15 protein-coding genes and 1 pseudogene are annotated in these 17380 nt (G+C 49.2%); 7 read left to right on the forward strand and 9 right to left on the reverse strand.

The window, feature by feature from the left end; translation table 11 throughout:
• Positions 1–126: 126 nt before the first annotated feature.
• Both fabF and mltG read left to right on the forward strand, forming a co-directional pair.
• Positions 127–1386 carry a beta-ketoacyl-ACP synthase II gene (fabF, locus tag GN278_08470; protein ID XAT60766.1) on the forward strand — a complete coding sequence of 420 codons (1260 nt, stop codon included), beginning with the start codon at positions 127–129 and terminating at the stop codon, positions 1384–1386.
• On the forward strand, positions 1386–2537 hold the full coding sequence (gene mltG / locus GN278_08475; protein ID XAT62602.1) for an endolytic transglycosylase MltG: 1152 nt from the start codon (positions 1386–1388) through the stop codon (positions 2535–2537). Before fabF ends, mltG begins: the two co-directional genes overlap by 1 nt.
• A 60-nt stretch (positions 2538–2597) precedes the next feature.
• Here the strand turns inward: mltG and GN278_08480 are convergent, their stop codons facing one another.
• The 4 genes from GN278_08480 to GN278_08495 are packed head-to-tail and all read right to left on the reverse strand — an operon-like array spanning position 2598 to position 4367.
• Positions 2598–2846 (reverse strand): DUF418 domain-containing protein, encoded by a 249-nt coding sequence (locus tag GN278_08480; GenBank protein ID XAT60767.1) that lies wholly within the window; start codon positions 2844–2846, stop codon positions 2598–2600.
• A gap of 38 nt (positions 2847–2884) precedes the next feature.
• Complete coding sequence (locus GN278_08485) at positions 2885–3391, reverse strand: aldehyde-activating protein (protein ID XAT60768.1); 507 nt, start codon at positions 3389–3391, stop codon at positions 2885–2887.
• Positions 3392–3448: 57 nt separating this feature from the next.
• A complete protein-coding gene (locus tag GN278_08490) occupies positions 3449–3817 on the reverse strand; it encodes a group 1 truncated hemoglobin (protein XAT60769.1) in 369 nt (122 codons plus the stop codon).
• Positions 3818–3851: 34 nt separating this feature from the next.
• Positions 3852–4367: a hypothetical protein gene (locus GN278_08495; GenBank protein ID XAT60770.1), complete on the reverse strand. Its 516-nt coding sequence runs from the start codon at positions 4365–4367 to the stop codon at positions 3852–3854.
• Positions 4368–4500: 133 nt separating this feature from the next.
• Between GN278_08495 and GN278_08500 the strand changes: the two genes are divergently transcribed.
• The 3 genes and pseudogenes from GN278_08500 (at position 4501) to GN278_08510 (ending at position 8217) form a co-directional block, all read left to right on the forward strand.
• Positions 4501–5382: a LysR family transcriptional regulator gene (locus GN278_08500; protein ID XAT60771.1), complete on the forward strand. Its 882-nt coding sequence runs from the start codon at positions 4501–4503 to the stop codon at positions 5380–5382.
• Between the two features lie 950 nt (positions 5383–6332).
• A pseudogene (locus tag GN278_08505) lies at positions 6333–6830 on the forward strand (hypothetical protein).
• A gap of 790 nt (positions 6831–7620) precedes the next feature.
• Entirely contained in the window at positions 7621–8217 is a 597-nt protein-coding gene (locus GN278_08510; protein ID XAT60772.1) for a hypothetical protein, read from the forward strand.
• Positions 8218–8416: 199 nt separating this feature from the next.
• On the opposite strand, the gene GN278_08515 is transcribed toward GN278_08510, so the two are convergent.
• From GN278_08515 to guaA, 3 genes are all read right to left on the reverse strand, one after another.
• Complete coding sequence (locus GN278_08515; GenBank protein ID XAT60773.1) at positions 8417–9634, reverse strand: DUF418 domain-containing protein; 1218 nt, start codon at positions 9632–9634, stop codon at positions 8417–8419.
• A 366-nt stretch (positions 9635–10000) separates the two neighbouring features.
• The gene (locus tag GN278_08520) at positions 10001–11263 is read right to left on the reverse strand and encodes a hypothetical protein (protein XAT60774.1); all 1263 of its coding nucleotides are present in this window, start codon (positions 11261–11263) and stop codon (positions 10001–10003) included.
• Between the two features lie 242 nt (positions 11264–11505).
• Positions 11506–13068: a glutamine-hydrolyzing GMP synthase gene (guaA, locus tag GN278_08525; protein ID XAT60775.1), complete on the reverse strand. Its 1563-nt coding sequence runs from the start codon at positions 13066–13068 to the stop codon at positions 11506–11508.
• A gap of 198 nt (positions 13069–13266) precedes the next feature.
• Between guaA and GN278_08530 the strand changes: the two genes are divergently transcribed.
• Positions 13267–14811 carry a trimethylamine methyltransferase gene (locus GN278_08530; GenBank protein ID XAT60776.1) on the forward strand — a complete coding sequence of 515 codons (1545 nt, stop codon included), beginning with the start codon at positions 13267–13269 and terminating at the stop codon, positions 14809–14811.
• Here the strand turns inward: GN278_08530 and GN278_08535 are convergent.
• Positions 14766–15095 (reverse strand): hypothetical protein, encoded by a 330-nt coding sequence (locus tag GN278_08535; GenBank protein XAT60777.1) that lies wholly within the window; start codon positions 15093–15095, stop codon positions 14766–14768. The genes GN278_08530 and GN278_08535 overlap by 46 nt on opposite strands.
• Positions 15096–15311: 216 nt before the next feature.
• Between GN278_08535 and GN278_08540 the strand changes: the two genes are divergently transcribed.
• Positions 15312–16328 (forward strand): helix-turn-helix domain containing protein, encoded by a 1017-nt coding sequence (locus GN278_08540; protein ID XAT60778.1) that lies wholly within the window; start codon positions 15312–15314, stop codon positions 16326–16328.
• A gap of 34 nt (positions 16329–16362) precedes the next feature.
• Here the strand turns inward: GN278_08540 and GN278_08545 are convergent, their stop codons facing one another.
• A complete protein-coding gene (locus GN278_08545; GenBank protein ID XAT60779.1) occupies positions 16363–17247 on the reverse strand; it encodes a LysR family transcriptional regulator in 885 nt (294 codons plus the stop codon).
• Between the last annotated feature and the right edge of the window lie 133 nt (positions 17248–17380).

Genomic DNA, 17380 nt, shown 5'->3' on the forward strand with positions numbered 1-17380 from the left:
GAAATTTTATGAATTTCAAACTCATGAATTAAAAGATTATCCTTTGGATAGAAAAGCTACTCTTGCTCCTTTGGGGCAAGTCACGCTATGTGCAAGGCAACATGATAGTTAAAAAGGGATAGGCCCATGCGTCGTGTGGTAATTACAGGTCTTGGATTGGTGACACCTTTGGCAAGTGGTGTGGACGCCAGTTGGGAACGTCTTTTAGCAGGTCAGTCAGGGGCAGGGCTAATCACCCGGTTTGACGCGGACCGCGTTGCAACAAAATATGCCTGCGAATTGCCTTTGGGCGATGGCGCTGACGGCAGCTTTAACGCGGACGACTGGATGCAGCCGAAAGAGCGCCGAAAAGTGGACGACTTTATCCTTTATGGAGTTGCAGCAGCAGAGCAGGCCGTCAGGGATTCTGGATGGATGCCCGAAGACGAGCATGGCCGGTTGCGCACCGGTGTGATGATTGGCTCTGGGATTGGCGGGCTGAATTCCATTGCCGAAACAGCTTTGCTAATCCACGAACGCGGCCCACGTCGCGTATCTCCATTTTTTATTCCCGGGGCACTGATTAATCTTATTTCCGGTCAGGTTAGTATTCGCTATGGCTTTAAAGGGCCCAACCATTCGGTTGTGACCGCCTGTTCCACTGGGGCGCACGCCATTGGCGATGCAGCGCGATTAATCATGACTAATGATGCTGATGTGATGATCGCCGGCGGCGCCGAGGCGGCCATTTCAGAAATCGGTATTGCCGGCTTTAACGCCTGTAAAGCGCTATCTACAAAACGCGCAGATGCGCCCGAAACCGCATCGCGGCCCTATGACGAGGACCGTGATGGGTTTGTGATGGGCGAAGGCAGCGGAATTGTGGTGTTGGAAGACTACGACCACGCGCGCGCCCGCGGCGCGAAAATATATGCTGAGGTGCTAGGCTACGGTCTGTCGGGTGATGCCTATCATATCACCGCGCCCTCAGAGGACGGCGCAGGCGGCGAACGCGCCATGCGGTTGGCTTTGTCCAAAGCTGGTCTAGAACCTTCAGCGGTGGATTATATCAATGCCCATGGCACATCGACCATGGCAGATGTGATTGAATTGGCGGCGGTTGAGCGGTTGATGGGGCCGGCGGCCGCGCAGGTGACCATGAGTTCGACTAAATCTTCCACCGGACATCTGCTTGGTGCGGCGGGGGCTATTGAAGCGATCTTTAGTGTTTTGGCCATTCGTGACCAAGTCGCTCCGCCCACAATTAATTTGGACAATCCTGCGGTGGACACCCCAGTTGATCTGGCCGCCAATCAAAAGCGGGAGCGTAAAATTGATGTGGCTCTTTCCAATTCGTTTGGATTTGGCGGCACCAACGCCTGTCTGGTTTTGGGCCGCGTTGAGTGATGTGGCGCAACGCAGCTTCTAACATTTTGACGTTTTTGGGGCTGGCCCTGTTGCTGTTGGGCGGTTTGGTTGTCTGGGGAAAATCCACCTATACTGGTTCGGGGCCTTTGGCAGAGGCGATTTGCTTGCGGATTGATCGCGGTTCAACCATGCGTGCACTTTCACAAAACCTTGAAGAAAGGGGCGCTGTTTCAAATGCGGCGCTATTTCGTATTGGCGTCGAATATCAGGACCGAACACAACAGCTAAAGGCCGGTAGCTTTTTAATTCCAAAATCGGTCTCAATGGATCAAATAGCACAGATCGTGACTCGCGGCGGTGCCAATACCTGCGGCACTGAAATTGTTTATCGGATTGGGATCAGTAAAACCATGGTTCAAATTCGCGAGTTAGATCCGGCCACCGAAACACTGGTTGAGCGAGCCAACTTTAATCAGGTTGAAGAAGCGCCAGAAGTCTTTACCGACGTAAATGCCCGCAGTGGAACTCGCCATAGAATAGCACTGGCCGAGGGGGTTACATCATGGCAGGTTGTACAGTCTTTAAGCAACATAGAATCGCTCGCCGGCGAATTAGTAGAAATACCAGAAGAAGGATCTATTGCACCGGACAGCTATGAGGTCCGGCAAGGCGAAAGCCGGCAGTCCGTGCTGAACAGGATGATGGCTGCCCAAGAGGCGATCTTGATCGAAGCTTGGGAAACCCGCGCCGAAGATCTTCCGCTAATCGCTCCGCATGAAGCGCTCATCCTTGCGTCGATTATTGAAAAAGAAACCGCGCTTGCCGCTGAACGTGATCAGGTTGCCAGCGTATTTATCAACCGTCTTAATCGCGGTATCGCGCTACAGACTGACCCGACCGTGATTTATGGTCTGACCCAAGGAAAAGCGGCCCTAGGGCGCGGATTGCGGCGCAGCGAGCTAAAAAAAGACACGCCTTGGAACACTTATTTGTATCGCGGCTTGCCGCCAACCCCGATTGCCAACCCCGGCCGTGACAGCATCCGCGCCGCGCTTAATCCCGCCGATACAAAATTTCTTTATTTTGTAGCTGACGGGCAGGGCGGGCATGCCTTTGCCACCAACCTAAAAGATCATAACAAAAATGTAGCGAAATGGCGGGCAATCGAAGCTGAGCGTAAAAAGAACTAGGCCAGCTGCCTTGGTGCTAAAGACGGCGAAAAGCAGATGCTCTTGCCGTCTGATGCCGGATTAGAAGACCTTTCCTCTCCTGGGTACATTCCGCGCTGTACCATATGCCAGTGCGCGCCACAGCCATTCTGCCGGTCCATAGCGATAGCGTGCAAGCCACCACAGTGATAGCCAAAGCTGAAACGCCCAGATGAGCAGCACCACAAGATAAAGCTCGGTTCTGTGCAATGTACTCGAAAGGCTAAATCTAATGCCTGTAAAGATAAACAGGCAGATCAGCGAGTGCATCAGGTAATTGGTTAAGGCCATGCGCCCGACAGCAGTTTGGACGGCCCTGGCTGTAAAGTTTATGCCGAAAACCTTAGTGCCTCCTTCAATTTGCCCCTACGTTCCAACGCTTGCTTCGACCATGTTAAGTCAAAATCGTAGATTTCATCAAATTGAGGTGCATCCTTGGGTAGGCAGACCCATGGTTGTTTTGAGCAGGTATAAATATGAACGTCCGGCGGCATTTGGTCTAAGATATCCAGCGTGCCGACACGAATGAAGTGGATATATTTCCGCAAAGCCCCGCCGAGGTTATAATTGCTCCAGACCGCAACTTTGCAAAGTGCGCATCGGGCAATGTCCTGTCCTGTGCCGCCGGGTGTTGGGACGGTGATCTCTTCAACTTCGCCTGTAACCAAAGTTACCCGATCGGCTTCGATCATAGCGTTGAGCGCAAAGGCCGATCCGGAGTTTTGCTGACAGCCATGACAATGGCAACAATGGACGATCAACGGGTCGGAAGTCATTTGATACCGGACATGGCCACAGGTGCACCCGCCGTTTCTAATTTTAGAACTGTTCGGCATGGTGTCCTCCGGAAATGTTGAGTTATGCATTAGTAACACAGGTTCGGCGATGAACGGCTAAGCTGTCACAATATCCGCTTTGAGACTTTCGAGAAAGGCCATCACCTCGCCGCCCTCAGTTTCACCCACACAAAGTGCGCCTGCGACGTTTACCACAATCTGAATAAACTGATCCCAATCATCCTGCGTGATGCCCATGCCTTGATGTGCAAGGGCCATGTCTCGCCCTGTATAATACATCTGGCCGCCCGTTTGATTGACCAAGTAATCGATCAAAACTTGCAGATCACGGGCGTTTCGGTCGGCCCCGCGATTTTGCCAAAAGCGTCCAAGAAGATCGTCCTGTTGCGCCTGTCCAATCAGTTGAGTTGCGAACATGGCAATTCCGTCGTAGCCGCCGAGACGGGTATAGAGTGATGCTGTCATTTGATTTCTCCAAATGTATTGGCTGGGTTGGGCATTACATGATAGTAACTTCCACCGTCGATGGCGTTTCCGCGCGGCACCCATCAGCGACAGGTGAATGGGCGATCGCGTAGCTTACGATATCGCGCAAAGTCTTTTCATCGACACCGGCGGCCCCAATTTTGACGCGGGTTCGCAGGCTTAATGATCCGGCTCGCACCGTTGTATCCATTCCGAACAAGCCACGGTCGTCGTCTATACTATCAGCCGTCACCTCAAGCGTATCGAGAGAAAGCCCTAATTCAGCGGAGCGCATTGCAATTCTGGTCGCGTCACACGTTGCTAAAGCGGCACGTGACAACCAGCCTGGGGATGGTTCTGATCCACCACCGCCGATCGCTTTAGGCATGTCAGTAACGACCGTTTCGCCATTTGCCCCAGTCGCGCGACACCTCAGGCCACTGTCCATAACGGCGGTGATCGGTGCGCTTGTGCTGACCGCGTCTTTTGGGTTCTCGCTTAGATAGGCGATCACGTCATTTACGGAATTTTGGATGTGTTTGACTGACATCTGTTTTCCCTCATACAGGTTTATTTTTCAATTTTCTTTCGCTTGCAATGAAGGTTGCATTACGTCACAGTTTTGGGAATTGGGGAAAAATCGATAACTGTTTTGCATTTTTGCACAGTGAAAGGTGATGCGGATGCACTGGGATGACGCACGGATATTTTTAGCAGTTGCACGCGAGGGTTCATTCGGCAATGCAGCCAAACGGCTGGGAGTGCAGCATTCGACTGTATCGCGTCGTATTCGAGAGTTGGAAAAGAACCTCGCCACCCCATTAGTAGCGCGAAGGACATCTGGCTACATATTGACCCCAGCAGGCGAAGAATTGAAAAAATCCGCATGCCGTATCGAAAAAGAGCTTTTGTCATTCGAGGGAGAGGTCAGCGGTCAAGATGATGATGTAGCTGGCGAGTTGCGGATCACTGCAATCGCAAACATGGCATCAACAGTGCTGATGCCATATTTCGCACGGTTCAGCGCTGCCCATCCCAATATTGAGCTAAACGTCCAAGTGACCAACAATTCTGTGCGCCTGACAGAACGGGAAGCAGACATCGCCATAAGGCAAACAAACAAGCCCGGGGAAAACCTTATAGGAACACAGCTAACGACCATTGCGTCGGCAGTGTATGGTCAACGCGATTATTGTGCCGACATAACCGCTGGTCAGGCGGTTGAAAAATGGATTGGTGTCGATTGTTGCGAGTATCACAGAACTTGGACCAAGCAGGCGTGGCCGAGCGAAGATCACGAGTTTTATGTTGACGAAACATCATTGACGCTGGCAGCGATGAAGCAAGAACTTGGCGTTGGCTTCTTGCCATGTTTCCTAGGCGACAGTGACCCTGATCTTGTCAGGTTTCGCGAGCCGGAAGAGCAACATGAACTTGGGCTGTGGTTGCTTTATCATAAAGATTTACGCAACACTAAACGCGTGACCTTGTTTCGCAAACATATGCAGAGCGAGATTAAGGCGGCGTCGGCGCTGTTTGAAGGTTTAGGGCCTACCTCGATATAGGTGGTTGTCCGAACACAAAGGGAGCGTGCTTTTTTTACCCGGGCTTAAACTATTTTATCAGCGAAAAAAGCCTCGTTTGCACCTAGCCGCACTTGACCCCAAAATAGCGAGTCTGTCCTAAACTATACGCAATAGCTTCAAAATATCTTTGCCCGAAAGCTGTTTCAGATGCACAAATTCGGTTTCCCGCCTCGATAAAATTTTGGAACAGATTTTTGGGGAAAGACGCCCCTCATTTTAAGCCGTCCGCTAACCCCTCCAAAACTGCCTCCGCTTACTGTGTCACAAAAAGAAGCTCGATTAGGGGAGTTACGTCAATGCCGGGCAGGGCTTTAGGAAGACATGGTTAGGACGGAAGTCAATGCGCCCCTATGAGGAAAGGTTGTTGAGAAAGGGTGTTGGAAGTATGGTTTTAGAAATATACGATAGAGCAATATCTTGTGAGATTATTCGTCGCTAAACGAGGTCAAAATGTAACCGTCTGGTCTTCCCCCCTCTGACGCTTGTGTGGATGGCTTGATAATGTCCACCATTGGTAGTGGACATTTTGAGGCACTCTATGGCGGGCAAGAAAGGTTAAAAGTACAGCGTTCTAATGATATTTTCCAACAAATCGCAACAAACAGCTACTCGCAGAGCACGCCGAAACCTGTGATGGGTTTGGTACCTTTATGCCGACGAATCCCACGTGCTGGAGCAATATAAAAAGCACAAATTATAAAAAGCATGCTTTTTATCACCGTTCGGTGGTCTCAGAAATTTTTTATCAGCATTGAAGATATTGGCCTGCTCTCAATGCGGGCCATACCATGCTGATTGATCACAAGACCTATAAGAAAGCCTTCTCCGAATACCTGAGAAAAGGTACTCCGATCCTTTGGTCGGTTAAACAGGAGCGGATTACCTCGCGGTACATCTGGCGTACCAGGCGGGACGATAAGGTTTGATCAGAGCACGCAAGACCCGACGGGGAAGTTTTCTCGTGGGATAACCCACCATCTGGCGGATATCCAGGTGAAGACCATAACTGCCGATGTTGGGCCGAGCCTGTACCCGAAGCTGACCCATTACCTCCGATCAAAATCAGGAATAAATATCTTATTGCAGGCCCATTCGGAAAATGGGGGCCTTGGGTTGAAGTATTTGATCTATCGGATTCCGAGATGGGAAGGGGAGATGACGGATTCACCGTCACGCATGAGATCGATCTTGAATTCAACCGACGGGGAGACGGACCAGAGTCCACCTTAGGCGTTGAAATCGTAGGTCTGGGGCAGTCAGAGTGGGTTACAGGCCCCGGTTCCACCACCATCACGCAACCATATACCCTTTCTGCGACGGCAGAGTTACGTGCCCCAACACACGATAATTTCACTGGCACACTGAAGGCACGCGCAAGGGCACATACTCTAACCCAAAACGAAGATGCTCGAATAACCTTCAGATAAGGCTTCGAACAACACGGAATATGGTTCCCATCGACGTGAGAAAGGCGGAGTTCCCAACGCCTACTGTCGTCACAACGTTGAGAACCGCGATTGTGGCATAAGCTGCCCTCAAGTGGTTCCCCTGCATTATGCGGGATAGATTTAGGGTAAGGATAAGCCCGATCAAAATCAGAAAAGCTGCTACCGAGTGGAAAGCTCCGCTGGGGAAAATGAGCAGGCACGCCTTCCAGATCAGAGAAATCCCGACGTTTATCACTGCAAAGACAGCTATCTCAAAATATACACCTTTTATAAATTGCATGCTTTTTATCATTTATGCTTTTTCTAATTCTTGGCCGATACGATCCGTCTCAAACAAATGACAAAGGCTGCATTTTAAAGTTGATTCTTGTCAAGATATTTCCAACCCGCTGGTAATTCGTCTAATGTCGATATTGCAACCCATCGACAGCGACGGGCTGCTGTTTGGAATAGATTTAACGCGGAAACCACTACCTGAGATAAAATCGCTCGCCTTCCTTGCCCGGCCAGACTTTTCCGCGAGGCGTATCGTAAACAACGCCATTAGGTTCGTCGATCATCGCCAGCGCGGATTCTTTGGTGTCAGCTATACAATAAACTGATTTCTCACAGGGACTGTTCGGGTCGGGCAGGATTGTGATTTTCCATACTTGCATTCGTGCAGCATGTTGGCGGCATGGTTAAAATTGGGTGAATGGGCGACCCGCCAATTAACCAAAGCGTGATTTTCACATTTGATTTTTCCCGATAATATGCAGTGATAGACGCAGTGTTTAAGGTATTTGACAGAAGTTACTCAATAAAAGTTGAAGTTGAAAAGACCAAACGCAGCGTTGCGTTTTTCATTTTGGAGATGGTCATCATTTTCGCCACCGTCACTGCGCTATTTTTCAATGGCTATAAAATCTGGAAGGCAAGAGAGGACCGAAGGCTAGCTAGAGTAGATCCCGATTTGGCTCAAGAGGTTCGTAAGCGTGCGGAGGAGGATCGTGAGGCGGAGGGCATCGCACGCAATTGGGCGATCCTAACCACACCCGCCCCAGGCAATAGTGGTAAAAAGCAGGCAATCGAATATTTGGTGTCGCGGGGCGAGCCTCTGCAAAACATTGATTTATCCTGTGCCCGATGGGGCGGGGAAAAGACCCGAAAAGATAAAGACGGGAAAGATGAGACCTATTGTGACAGGGGCACCTATTTGGTTGGACTGTCTATAGGCGGTATGGACGCCGATCTGAGTGGTGCCAATCTGACTAGGGCTGAACTGTTTAGGGCGATGTCCACTAACGATGGTGGACACTATCAAGCCATCCACAGAAGCGTCAGAGGGGGGAAGACCAGACGGTTACGTCAAAATCAGAAAATATAAAGCAAAGTTGCTTGGGATATTACAGCTATGAGTGCAAGCACCGTGAATTGGGGCAAAGTCGTTGGAACGGTTAAGGTGAGATTACTGACATAGAAAATTTGCCTCTTTGCAATTTCATTGCACTACAAACTGGGATGAGAAAAACTGGGTTGAAATTTCACAATAGCTCCGCAATTGCGGCGTTTAATTTGCGTGCAAATTATGGCGCTTTGCCATAAGTTAGGGTGCGCCACAGCCATTCTGCTGGCCCATATCGGTAACGTGCAAGCCACCACGGCGATAGCCAAAGCTGAAATGCCCAGATCAGTATCACCACAAGATAAAGCTCGGTTCTGTGCAATGTGCCCAAAAGTCCAAATCCAATGCCTGTAAAGATAAACAGGCAGATCAGCGATTGCATCAGGTAATTGGTTAAAGCCATGCGCCCAACGGCAGCCAGTCTTTGTCCTATCCCAAACCGACGCATAGCTAGGATCAACAGACCAATCCACCCGAGTGCCACGCCCAAACGCCCAAGTTGATATGTGGGTTTAAAGTAAGCAAAGCTTGCCAAAATATCAAAATCAGATGCAATCATCTGATAAATTTCATAGGCATTGACGCTCAGCCCAATACCAAAACCTGCAAGAGCGGTGAAAAGGTAAAACCGGTCTGAATGCGCGCCTTGCAGGACCCGATAGCGATAAAGCGCCATGCCGATGCACATGAACACCAGAGCGTCCCAAAATAGAAGCATTGGAATAATTTCTAGCAACACCGAAGTGTATGCCGCTGCCGACCAAGACACCAGTGCAGAAAAGGATCCTGTGCGCTGTGCGAGTTCGGTCTTTATGACGGCTTGGCTGGGGGCAAACATGTCGTAAAACTCGGCCCAACCGGCGGCGGCCTCTGCGTTGTGGTCTGCGGCGCTCCGTAAAAACTCAAGGCCAAAATTAAGCGCAGCCGAATAGGCGCAAAGACAGGCAAACAGAACCGCACTGAGGATGGTCAACCCTCTTGGGCTTTTGTTGCGCAGAAAATATAAAACAAATCCCGCCAGCGCGTAGGTGGAAAGAATATCACCAGACCACATCAAGACATAGCCATTTATGAGACCAAAGATAAGCAGCCAAAATGTGCGCTTGAAATGTAATTTTCCCCGGCCCTCACCGCGATCCAAGAACAACAAAACCCCTGCGCCAAACAGCATGGAAAAAAGCGCCCGCATAGCGCCTTCGGCGGTCAGTTCTACCGCCCCCCAGATCCATATGTCACTTGGCAGTGAAAACCCTAAAGACGGGTTGAAAGCCATCGCTGAAAGAGCGCCAAAGCTAAGGATATTAACCAATAAAATACCAAGCAAGGCAAAGCCGCGCACCACATCAAGACTTAAAATACGGTCAGTTTCAGATATGGATTGTTTCATCATGCGCCTCATACTTCTATTTTGTTTTTCATGCTAGCCCTTGCCAGTTTACACCCGACCTTAATCGCTAAAGTCAAATTCTTGTTCCCATCCGGTGAAAACCTTTGGTGTGCTTGAAGGCGCTGCAGCGTTATTACACGGAAGTTCGGTGTCACATTTGAACTGTTCTAGAAAGGGATCAACGCAGGATGCTTTTGGGTTGGTTTCACTGCAGGCGCAGAGAGATGCAAATAAAATCAAAGACAACAAAAGCCGGATCATAATATATTGATAACTTTCTAAACCCTACATTCAGATATATTAAAGGTAAGATTTTGCTAAGGTATCAAGCTCGATGGTTTTAGGGGCCGGTCTATTGGTTGCCCGGTAAAATATTGACTAAATAACATGGTTGAGTTTTCGTTTGCGCACAGCGCTGCGGATCAAAACAAAGCACATCCCAATAAATCCACCTAAGACCACTGATAATGCAAGGATAAGATTTGTCTTCTTCTCCGATGTCACCTCAGCCAAGTTGAGGTTAAATAAAACCCACCGCCTTGGATCATCCGTGTCGATCATCTGCCGCGCTCCCACAAGCCGAGAGATAGAAACATCATTTTCCAAGGCATAAATGTCTTGCTGAACCTGTGCGTACTCATCGCTAAGCGCCATCCTGTCTTCGGACGAGCGGGCTTGGATTAAAGCTATTTCCTTTTCAATGGCCTTATAGCCGCGCATATAAAATGGAAGTGATGATGTTACGCTGAGTGAAAGCCCACTTTCTTGAGTGCTGAGTAGCCCTTGTGTGTTTTGTAGGTCAGCTTTTGCCATCAATTCCTTAGATGCGGCCGCAGCCACCCCCAATTCCCTTGCGATGGTGGCTTGTTCAGCTAAAAACAACAGTTTCTGATTGTCTGCGAGCCGTATCCCTTCTTTAATGATATCTTTTTGTAGGTTAGCATTTTCAATTTTGATGGTTAGTTTGCTTTGAGCCCCCTGTACGAATTGATCAATATCTTGGGCAAGCGTTGCGTTTACATTGGTCAAAACAAGCTGAAGAGATGTTTCAAATATTCTTTTTCCGGCGTCTATGTCACCCCAAGTAAACCGCAATTCCGTTTGTATTTCATCTTTTTCTGGCGGCACTATTTCAAACTGCTTGGCGCGAGAAATAATAAAGCCCTCTCGTTCACTTTCTTCAATTTCAGACAGTTCTTGGATAACAGATCCATCACTGCGTAGGGTTTGAATGACCTCTTCAAGATCATTGAACTCTGAAATGAAAGCATCGAATACAAATTTATCGTCAATTTTATAGTTGAAATCACCTGATAGAACAGCTCGATCAGTTTCAGACAGAGACTTTTCAGTTTCAGACAGAGACTTTATAGCTTCGGACAGAAAAGTATAACGGGTAAAAGCAGAGGGCTGAGCTGCCCTTACAAAGGTCGTTCCGGAATAACTGTTTGGCAATGCCATTGAATACAGTGTCCCTAAAATTGTGGCGCCGACCGTTGCCGTTATAATTGTCCATTTGCCTTCCCACAGCGTTATAAAAAGCTCGAACAAGTCGATTTCGTCATCAATGCGTGCGGGTGTTTCAGACATTAAAGACCCCAGACTATAGACGCGAAAAGCGCACAGAGCGATGAAGCACATCCAATCGCGATGAAAATTACGAAAAATACGGACCCTAGGCTATAATTTTTTCGATCTGCCATCAAATTATGACTTATGTTAAAACCGTGCATTATTGTAATCCAAAAAGAATAAAAAGAATAAAAATCGATCTGTCGGAACATACAGGGAGTATTTAGAGTTGTAAACTAACGTAATTTTTTAACTTGGATTTAAATTATAAAAACATAAACTATCAAAACAGCCACATTGATCTTATTTCTTCATTCCCACTCAATAGTGCCCGGAGGTTTTGAGGTGATGTCATAGGTTACCCGATTAATGCCTTCGACCTCATTTATAATCCGGGTGGCTGTTTCGCCCAGAAACTCGTGGCTAAAAGGGTAATAATCGGCCGTCATTCCATCCACGGACGTCACTGCACGCAGGGCGCAGGCGTAATCATAGGTGCGCCCATCGCCCATCACCCCAACGGTACGTACGGGCAATATGGCCACAAAGGCTTGCCATATTTCATCGTACAGCCCGTGTTTGCGGATCTGATCGATATAAATTGCATCCGCCTCGCGCAAAATATCAAGCTTGGCGCGGGTTATTTCACCAGGGCAGCGGATCGCAAGGCCGGGGCCGGGAAACGGGTGGCGTCCTATAAAACTTTCGGGCAGTCCCAATTCACGGCCCAAAGCGCGTACTTCGTCTTTGAACAGCTCGCGCAGCGGCTCTACCAGCTTAAGGCCCATTTTTGCCGGCAACCCGCCGACATTGTGGTGCGATTTAATGGTGACCGACGGGCCGCCGCTAAAGGAAACAGACTCGATCACATCCGGATACAGCGTTCCCTGCGCCAAAAATTCAGCCCCCTCAATGGAATTTGCATGTTTTTGGAACACGTCAATAAACAGCCGCCCAATGATTTTGCGTTTGGTTTCAGGATCGGATTGGCCGTCCAATTCCCCCAAAAAAAGCTCTTGCTCATCCGCGTGGATCAACTGCATATTATAGTTATCGCGGAACATTTTAACCACTTCGGGGGCTTCGTCTTTGCGCAGCAGCCCATGGTCGACAAACACGCAGGTGAGTTGATCGCCAATGGCTTCATGGATTAATACCGCTGCAACCGAGCTATCGACGCCGCCCGAAAGGCCGCAAATAACTTTTTTATCACCTACTTGCGCGCGGATCGCCGCAATGGCTTTTTCGCGGTAGGCACCCATGGTCCAATCACCTTTAAAGCCAGCAAGCTGTATAAAGTTTTCATAAAGCTTAGCCCCGTTTGGAGTGTGATGAACCTCGGGGTGGAATTGCACCGCAAAAAGCTGCCGCTTTGGATCGGCGGTGATCGCGAAAGGCGCATTGGGCGAGGTGCCATAAACTTCAAACCCGGGGGCAATGGCGCTGACGTGATCACCATGCGACATCCAGACCTGCTCGCGGTCGGCTTCGAACCAACCCTTTAAAAGCCTTAAATCTTTTTTTTCTTTACTGACGTAGGCCCGACCAAATTCAGCCGTGCCATGACCGCGTTCAACTTTACCGCCCAGCATGTCCATCATCACCTGCTGGCCATAACAAATTCCCAAAATGGGAATGTTTAAATCAAAAACACTGCGCGGGGGGCGCGGTGCATTTTGGTCAAGAACCGACGACGGACCGCCCGATAAAATCACCGCTTTGGGGTCAAAGCGTTTCAGAAATTGTTCATCGACGCTCTGAAAAGGGTGGATTTCACAATAGACATTCAATTCGCGCAGACGGCGGGCAATCAATTGCGTTACTTGGCTGCCAAAGTCGATGATTAAAAGGCGGTCTTGGGTTTTGTTTTCCATGCGCGCGTCCTAAGCCCCAAAGCAGAATTGTGCAAGTCTACATCCGTTTGCATCAACGAAAAACCATGAAATGCCTCAGAAAATTGGCAGATGTCGCTTTCCCGTCTGAGACGGCGCAATTGGGGTGAGGTGGCCGTCTTGAATGTATTAGACCATAGGTGCAAATGGGATGTATGCGGCGATAAGAAAGGGTAAAATATGACAGATGTGGCAACGCGTAGGCGGTCTCGCGGAGGCGGAGGAGCCGCGCGCCGGGCCGAGCGAACTTCTGTTAAAGTGGAAGCGGCTAAATTTATCGAGCGGAATATCCCAACTTTTGATATTTTATCCCAAGAAGCCCTCGAAATTATCGAAGCCAACGCTGAAAAAGTTTTGGAAGAGGTCGGGGTGAATTTTGTTAATAACCCTGGCGCGCTTGATTTATGGCGACAAGCTGGCGCCGATATTAATGGTGAGCGTGTCCGTATCCCGCGTGGGTTGGCCCGCCAACTATGTTCCACGGCGCCGTCCCGCTATACCCAGCATGCACGCAACCCAGAGCGCACTGTTGAAATAGGCGGAAACACTTTGGTCTGTGCACCGGTTTATGGACCTCCGTTTGTGCGCGATATTGCCGGAGGCCGCCGCTATGCAACCATCGCTGATTTCCAAAAATTTGTAAAACTTGGCCATATGTCCAAATGGCTGCACCACTCAGGGGGCACTGTATGTGAACCTACAGATATTGCGGTCAACAAACGGCACCTCGATATGCTTTTGGCGCATATGACGCTCACGGACAAGCCGTTTATGGGATCGGTAACAGACCCCAGCCGCGCGCAAGACAGTGTCGATATGTGCGAAATTTTGTTTGGACAAGAGTTTGTGCAGAACAACAGCGTGATGACTTCATTGATCAACGTGAACTCACCATTGACCTTTGATGATGTGATGATGGGCGCGCTTGAGGTCTATGCGAAAAATAACCAAGCCTGCATTGTTTCGCCGTTTATTGTCGGTGGGGCCATGGCGCCGGTGTCTGTTGCCGGCACATTGACCCAAGTGCTTGCCGAGGTTCTGGCGGGTATAGCCTATTCACAATTGGTGCGCCCGGGCGCCCCAGTGATTTTTGGCGCATTTGTTTCCTCCATTGATATGAATTCAGGCGCGCCAACATTTGGCACCCCTGAGGCCAGTCAAATCCTATATGGGGCTGGACAGTTGGCGCGCCGCTTGGGACTACCGTTTAGATCTGGTGGCAGTTTGTGCGGATCAAAACTGCCCGATGCGCAAGCCGCCTATGAAACAGCACATACCCATAATGCTGCACTATTGGGGGGCGTGAATTTCATGCTTCATTCCTGTGGCTGGCTAGAAGGCGGTCTGGTGTCGTCCTTTGAAAAATTTGTCATGGACGCGGATCAACTTGGCGCATTGCATCAACTGGCTAAAGGTGTTGCCATTGATGAGAATGCTCAAGCCATGGATGCCATCGAAGAAGTTGGCCCGGGCGGTCATTACCTTGGCTGCGCCCATACACAGAAAAATTTTAAAGAAGCCTTTTGGCGCAGCGATGTGCTGGATTACAAGCCCTTTGAGACATGGGATGAAGAAGGCGCGCGCGATACGATGTTACTGGCGGCTCAGCGCATAGAAAAACTGATGGACAATTATCAAAAGCCTGAGCTTGATCCGGCGATAGCCGAAGCGCTGGAAACTTATGTCGTACAGAAAAAGGCCTCGGTTCCGGATAGTTTTGTGTGATCGGCTGATTGCATGTCCACCGAGACCTCGGCCAGAAGCGCGCTGAGAACCTGAACATGGGTTTTAAGATCATAAGAGGCGTCGCCAAGACGCCTTTTTTGATTGATCGAGTGCTCTAAATCAAAAAGCTGCTGGTGAATAGAGCTGTTCAAGGCCGGATGGCTGTATCCCAAAACCCGGGATAAATCCCGAGAGCGCCGATAAGTCTGGCTGGCAATTTTCGCTGCTTTAATTAGGATTTTTGGTCGCTTTAGGTTGGATAATCTATTTTGAAATTTAGACACTTTCAAAACTCCTTTGGATGTGGGGTTGGTTGAGGCATCTTCCCCGCTCGGAGCTTTCTGGATGTTTTGCGCAACGTTCGCTGCGATTTAGGTTTGTTTACGATTTGGAAACAAAGTGGCTTCAACTCGATGACAGTTAACAACTCATTAAAGAAAGCAACCTAAAGTTGTATTTCAAAATTGATAATTTGTAATTCACGCGTGACGGGACACAGCATGATACCCACAGATTCAGAATCAAAAGCCGAAAACCGTTTTAAATGGCTGCCAATTGCCGCGCAGCATTATCACCTGCACAAAGAACAAGGTAAGCCCATTCGCACCATTGCCCGCGACCGTGGCTGTCATGCATCAACAGTTTCGCGTCAGGTAAAGCGCATCGAGCGGATGCGAGATGATCCCGCTGTTAGGGCGACCCTAAATAAGCTCAAGCAGGTTCAATCCTTGCAAAGCCCGCAACTGCCGAGCAAACCCGAAGCCGAATCCGAAGAAAAACGAATTTTGCGCTTGTTGCGAACAAAAGGGGCGGTCTTGGTTTTGGCTGAAAACATGCAAAAAGCGCTTATCGTAACGGAAGAGCAAGCCCAATCAACCATCCCAATTGGTACTGTCTCGGCCGAAGTGGCACAGGCCCTGGCAATGCAGGGCACACTAAAATGTGTGTCTAAGGGAAAGTTATCACGGTTTATTTTGGCATCCAGCACGGTGGCAACTTCGGGGCAAGATCGACTGTCAGAACACGCCGCAAAATATGTAGCGACAGTAAATGCTGCAGATGTTGATAAACCCAAATCAAGTTCTGCTGGACCACAAGAAACCCCACTTGCAATTTTGGCACGGCGCCGCGATAAATCTGGTAAAGCCTTTTTATCCCGTGCGCTTGTGGCCGCCGGTCAAAGATTACGTGAAGATTTCGAAATTGGCAAACTTGCGTCATGCGATCATGGCACATGGGACCAGTGCCTTCTGGATGCTGCGCCAGAGGCGGCACTTTCCAAAGATCCAAGGCAACGTGAAGCGATTGCGCATGTCGCCGCAGCGCTACGTGAATTGGGGCCCGGTTTGGGCGATGTAGCATTGAAATGTTGTTGTTATCTCGAAGGCTTAGAGGTCACTGAGCAATCACTGGGCTGGTCGGCCCGATCGGGAAAAATTGTTCTTAGAATTGCGTTGCAAAGATTAAAGCGGCATTACGATCAAACCTATGGTCCGGGTGGTGGGCAAATTCACTAGACTTGGCTATGGTTGTTGAGGGGGTAGATCGTGCCTAGATGGGCTTGTGGATAAATTTTGAAATTTGCTCAAAGTGATCTTTAAGCGGGTTCTTTTTTCGCCAGATCATCCCAATGATGCGCGAGGGTTGCGGTGGATCAAAACGCGAGACGGCAATGGATGCAGAACGTTGCTCAACTGCCAGAGCCATTTCAGGGATCAATGTCACACCAATTCCCGCGCTGACCATTTGCACCAATGTGGATAGCGAACTGCCGCTCATGAGATCACGAGGCGAGGCAGATTTGGTTTTGCAAAATGCCAAGGCCTGATCGCGAAAGCAATGACCCTCTTCAAGCAACAAAAGGCGCATTTCGCGCAACATTTCAGGTTTTGGAACTGGCTTATCGGCATCTTTTTTTGGACGCACAAAGATGAAGTCTTCGGAAAAAAGTGGGTATTCGGTCAAGCCGGGTTCAGACACCGGCAAAGCAACCAGGGCCGTGTCAAGACGGCCTTCAAGTATATCCTGTATCAAATTGGCGGTGACTGTTTCTTTGAACTTAATTTCAAGATCTGGAAAATGCGTGGTCAGGTCTCTCATCATGGTGGGAAGCACATAGGGCGCCACAGTGGGAATCACTCCGATCCTCAAGGTTCCAATTGGTCTGCCGCGCGCGGCCTGTGCAAATTCGCCCAAGCCTTTTACGGCGCGCAGTATGTCCGAAGACTGGTTTGAAAATTGCTCTCCAAACGCAGTTAGGCGTAGGGGTCGAGCGCTTTTTTCAACCAAGGGTGAGCCGAGCAATTCCTCTAATTCTTTGATTTGCATAGAAAGGGCAGGTTGCGAGATTGCACAATCTTCCGCAGCCCGGCCAAAATGCCGATGCCGGGCCAGAGCTTCAAAATATCTAAGTTGTTTTAGGGTGATGCTGGACATAAGAAAAACTTATAATAGTTATCAGAAAATGCAAGTTTAACTAATTTTTTTTGTGTGCTAGCCTGTCTTCAGCCTTGGTATGTATTTTCTTTTTAAATGTCTAAAAGTACCAATTTTACATTTTAGGTATTGA

The sequence above is a fragment of the Rhodobacteraceae bacterium Araon29 genome (assembly GCA_039640505.1).
Taxonomy (GTDB): domain Bacteria; phylum Pseudomonadota; class Alphaproteobacteria; order Rhodobacterales; family Rhodobacteraceae; genus CABZJG01.